This is a genomic window from Caballeronia sp. (assembly GCF_049581465.1).
Lineage (GTDB): Bacteria > Pseudomonadota > Gammaproteobacteria > Burkholderiales > Burkholderiaceae > Caballeronia.
In genome coordinates this window covers 1-4412 of the sequence record NZ_JBAUSA010000614.1, presented here as the reverse complement: position 1 = coordinate 4412, position 4412 = coordinate 1, and the positions used below count along the sequence as shown (strand labels likewise).

At 62.6% G+C, this 4412-nt stretch carries 4 protein-coding genes and 1 pseudogene; 3 read left to right on the top strand and 2 right to left on the bottom strand.

Annotated elements, in window-relative coordinates:
• Positions 1–1349 (top strand): pyruvate kinase (gene pyk, locus WCA53_RS14965; protein WP_423911588.1); only part of this gene is annotated, 1349 nt, incomplete at its 5' end.
• A gap of 45 nt (positions 1350–1394) precedes the next feature.
• Positions 1395–2714: a C4-dicarboxylate transporter DctA gene (locus WCA53_RS14960; protein ID WP_423911585.1), complete on the top strand. Its 1320-nt coding sequence runs from the start codon at positions 1395–1397 to the stop codon at positions 2712–2714.
• 124 nt (positions 2715–2838) lie between these two features.
• On the opposite strand, the gene WCA53_RS14955 is transcribed toward WCA53_RS14960, so the two are convergent.
• Together WCA53_RS14955 and WCA53_RS14950 are read right to left on the bottom strand one after the other, a co-directional pair.
• Positions 2839–2997, bottom strand: coding sequence for a hypothetical protein (locus tag WCA53_RS14955; protein WP_423911583.1), 159 nt, complete (start codon positions 2995–2997; stop codon positions 2839–2841).
• Positions 2998–3065: 68 nt separating this feature from the next.
• Positions 3066–3573, bottom strand: a pseudogene (locus WCA53_RS14950) (alkaline phosphatase family protein); the annotation flags it as partial.
• A gap of 130 nt (positions 3574–3703) precedes the next feature.
• Here WCA53_RS14950 and WCA53_RS14945 point away from each other — a divergent pair.
• Entirely contained in the window at positions 3704–3829 is a 126-nt protein-coding gene (locus WCA53_RS14945) for a hypothetical protein (protein WP_423911580.1), read from the top strand.
• Positions 3830–4412: the final 583 nt, after the last annotated feature.

Genomic DNA, 4412 nt, shown 5'->3' with positions numbered 1-4412 from the left:
TCGAAGCCCTGTTCCACGCCGGCGCGGATGTCTTTCGGCTTAACTTCAGTCACGGAACGCACGAAGACCACAAGCAGCGCCTCGACATCATCCGGTCAATCGAGCACGAAGTGGGGCGCCCGATCAGTGTGCTGCTCGATCTGCAGGGGCCAAAGTTGCGCGTCGGCACGTTCGCCGAGGGCTCGGTCAAGCTTGAGGCGGGACAGGGTTTTCGGCTTGATCTAGACCGCAGCAAGGCGGGCGACGGGACACGTGTTGCGCTGCCTCACCCCGAAATCTTCGCCGCGCTCACCGAAGGCACGGACTTGCTGCTCGACGATGGACGGGTGCGCCTGCGCGTCGAGCGCTGCGGCCCGGACTTTGCACAGACCCGTGTCATCAATGGCGGCCCGCTCTCGGATCGCAAGGGCGTCAACGTTCCCGGGGTGGTGTTGCCGCTGTCGGCGTTGACCGGGAAGGATCGAAAGGACCTCGATTACGGTCTCTCGCTTGGCGTGGACTGGATCGCGCTCTCCTTCGTCCAGCGTCCGGAGGACATCCGGGAAATCAAGGAGATCGTCCGGGGCCGCGCGGGAATCTGCGCCAAGCTGGAGAAGCCCGCGGCGGTCGGCAGTCTGGAGGAGATCGTCGCCGAGACCGACGCGATCATGGTCGCGCGCGGCGACCTGGGTGTGGAGATGCCCGCAGAGCAGGTCCCGTCGATCCAGAAACGCATCGTGCGCGCCTGCCGCAAGGCCGGCAAGCCGGTGATCGTCGCCACACAGATGCTCGAGTCGATGGTCACCGCGCCGGTACCCACGCGCGCCGAAGCCTCCGACGTGGCCACCGCCATCTATGACGGCGCCGACGCGGTCATGCTCTCGGCCGAGTCAGCCTCCGGCGAGTACCCGTTGGACGCGGTGCGGACGATGAGCAGCATCATTGCCCAGACCGAGGCGGACCCGCACTACCGCGAGACGATTGAAGCCTCGCATACGGCGCCGCGTGCGGATCTGGCGGACGCCATCGGCTGCGCGACCCGGCGGGTGGCAGGACTGCTGCACGTGGCCGCCACGGTGGCCTACACCAGCTCGGGTTATTCCGCGCTGCGCATGGCGCGGGAACGGCCTGAGGCGCCGATCATCGGCATGACACCGCGGCTCGATACCGCGCGTCGCCTGGCCCTGGTGTGGGGCGTGCATTCGGTGCTCTGCGAGGAGGTGGAGAACGTCCCCGAGATGACCGATCTCGCCTGCCAGACCGCGCTGAAAGAAGGTTTCGGCGAAATCGGGCGGACCATCGTCATCGCCGCCGGCATGCCCTTCGGCACCGCAGGCACGACCAACCTGCTGCGGATCGCGCAGTTGTAGCGGGGGGCGGCGAGACCGGCGACGTCACGATTGTTGGAGGAAGACATGCGTAAATTCTTCAAATCGCTATTCGGACAGGTGGTCATAGCGCTGATCCTGGGCATCGTGCTCGGTGTCCTGGTTCCCGAATTCGCGGTCAAGCTGAAGCCGTTGGGCGACGGTTTCATCAAGCTCGTCAAGATGCTGATCGCGCCCATCGTGTTCTGCGTCGTGGTGCATGGCATTGCGGGTGCGGGCGATCTCAAGAAGGTCGGCCGGGTAGGGGGCAAGGCAGTGCTGTACTTCGAGGTGGTCACCACCATTGCGCTCGCACTGGGTCTCGTCCTCGGCTATATCCTGAAGCCGGGCGTCGGCATGAACATCGACCCCAAGACCCTCGATCCCGCCGCACTCAGTTCGTACCTGACCACCGCAGCCCATGTGAAGAGTACGGGCACGGCTGAATTTCTCATGAGGATCATCCCCGAGACCTTCATCGGGGCGTTCGCCAACGGGGATGTGCTGCAGGTTCTGCTGATCGCGATCCTGTTTGGCTGTGCGCTTTCAATTCTCGGTGCGCCGTTCAAGCCGGTCACGCACTTCATCGAACAGATTTCGCACGTGCTGTTCAAGATCATGTTCTTCATTGTCAAGCTCGCCCCCTTGGGCGTGCTGGGCGCGATCGCCTTCACCGTGGGCAAGTACGGCCTGGGCTCGCTCAAGCAACTCGGGTATCTGGTCGGAACGTTCTACCTCGCGGTGGTCCTTTTCGTGGTTTTCATCAGCGGCGGAATCCTTCGCCTGTGCGGGTTCAATATCTTCAAGCTGATCAGGTACATGAAGGACGAACTGCTGGTGGTGCTGGGGACGGCCTCTTCCGACAGCGTGCTGCCCCAGATCATGAGGAAGCTTGAGCGCCTGGGAATCAAGGACTCGACGGTGGGCCTGGTCATTCCCACGGGCTACTCGTTCAACCTGGATGCGTTTTCGATGTATCTCACGCTGGCCGCGGTGTTCATCGCGCAGGCGACCAATACGCCGCTGACGCTCGGACACCTGCTGATCATCCTCGGCGTAGCGATGATCACTTCCAAGGGCGCGCACGGTGTTCCCGGTTCGGCGATCGTGATCCTGGCGGCGACGCTGTCGGCCATCCCCGATATTCCGGTGCTCGGGCTGGTATTGGTACTGGCGGTCGACTGGTTCATGGGTATCGCCCGGGCGGCGGGCAACATGATCGGCAACTGTGTGGCCACGGTGGTTATCGCTGCATGGGAGAAGGACATCGACAAGGCTCGGGCGTTGCGCGTCCTCAACGGCGAGGTCGAAGTCGATCTTGACGAGCATGTGGAGGAGTTCATGCCGACCGTCGGCACGGTGAAATAGGCGGCCTTGGAGAGGGGAGCTACGGAGTGTGCGCGCCGGTTCAAGCGCGGATCTCGCGCGTCAAGCGATGTATCGGCGAACAACCGCTGACGCAAAAACGCGCGAGATTCAGAGGGTGGCCCAATCAGCTTTTGGACTTGCTCTTGGCACGCTTCGTCACTTGCGTACCCTTGCTACCTTGGGACTTTCCAAGGGCCTTGCCTGGCGCGGCGATCTCTTTCTTCTTGCTAGGCATCTCGGTTTCGGCCTCGTGACTCGGCGGGGCCTTTCTGGGCGACGGCATGTTGACCTCCTTGACGTGTCAAATTGACACATTAGTAAACATAGGCCGCGCGTTCGCAGGAATCAAGGCTACACGCCGCCGCGACGCCCATTTTTCGGGCTAAACAGCCCGCTGCGTCGTCTGCGCTGGCGCTGGAGATGCTGACTCCAGGCCGCACTGCGGTCGCGGATGAAAATGCCCAGTTCGCCGCTTGAGGCCAGCGCCGGCGCCGGCGTGGTCTCCTCATAGAAGCCCTGCTCGTTGCGCAGCGGCAGGGCAGCGACGCGTGCGGCGTGGAGTTTGTCGAGCCTGGAGGGCGTCGACGCGTTTGGAAGGGGTGCTTGAGACCGGAGCGGCAACGCCCTTGAGGGGATCGTCGTCGCTGGCGCGGGGTTCGTCGAGCGTAAGGACGTCTCCAAGCGAGGCTGCCGCCTGATCGCGCTGCGTAAGCGGATCGGTTTGCGAGCGCTCGCTGATCGTCTTGAGCACTGAGGTGTGGTCGATCCGCCCAACGGTGGCGCGAAAGACGGTCCCAGCGGCGATCAACGGGGAGACCAGCACCGCGGGCACGCGTAGACCGAAGCGGGTGAAGTCGAAGATGACCATGTCGCGCCGCCGTCCGATGCAGTGCCGCCGGGCGATGGTACGGTCGGCGAATTTACTTTCATCGGCGTTCTGAGTGTCGGGAAAATCGAGGCGCGTCATTGGATCGCTGTTGTAGCCGAAAATGGCCCCTTCACCGGACAACTACATCGAGATAATTGATGAAGGGCGAATTTTGCGGCTCGATCCGCTCGGCACCTATGAAATTCCGGCAGTCGAGCCGGATGCGTTAGCTGACGCCTTCACGTAGTCGCTACGCCCGGTGCATCATAGGGTGCCCTCAAGAAACGGGTTTTTACGTACGCTAAGCACCCGGACTTGATGTGTGGAGTGGCCCTGCGCGACCCACTCCAGCCATAGGACGCGCCACAACATAACGGCAGCTTCCAAGGTACAACGGTCATTCACTTTTTCGATCGGTTGATAAGTCCTCGGCCGCCGGTCGGGGCCGTGTCGCTATGGTCGTGCGCGCGCGTCCGCTCCAGGCGGTGCAAGGGGGCATCTTCCACCTGCTCGGACAGTCGCCACGGACACAGAAGAGCCGGAACGCACTGCCCCGAGCCGTCATTGTTGTTGATTTCGATCTACATGGCCTGAAACCGCCTGCTACTGTTAATTAGGGGGATCATCGGCGCTGGGTTTTTCTCGTCGTGAATAGCGTCCCGCACCGCTCACACGCATTGCTTGTCGCTATTCATGTATGGAATTTCCGGCGTGCTCGATCTCAGCGATGCGGCACGGCGTCTTTAGGCGAGAGCGTAGGTGGCGATCGTTGCTGACCGGCAGTTTGGCGCGCCACGGTACGCTGTGTCACGGATTGGAAACGCCCTAAG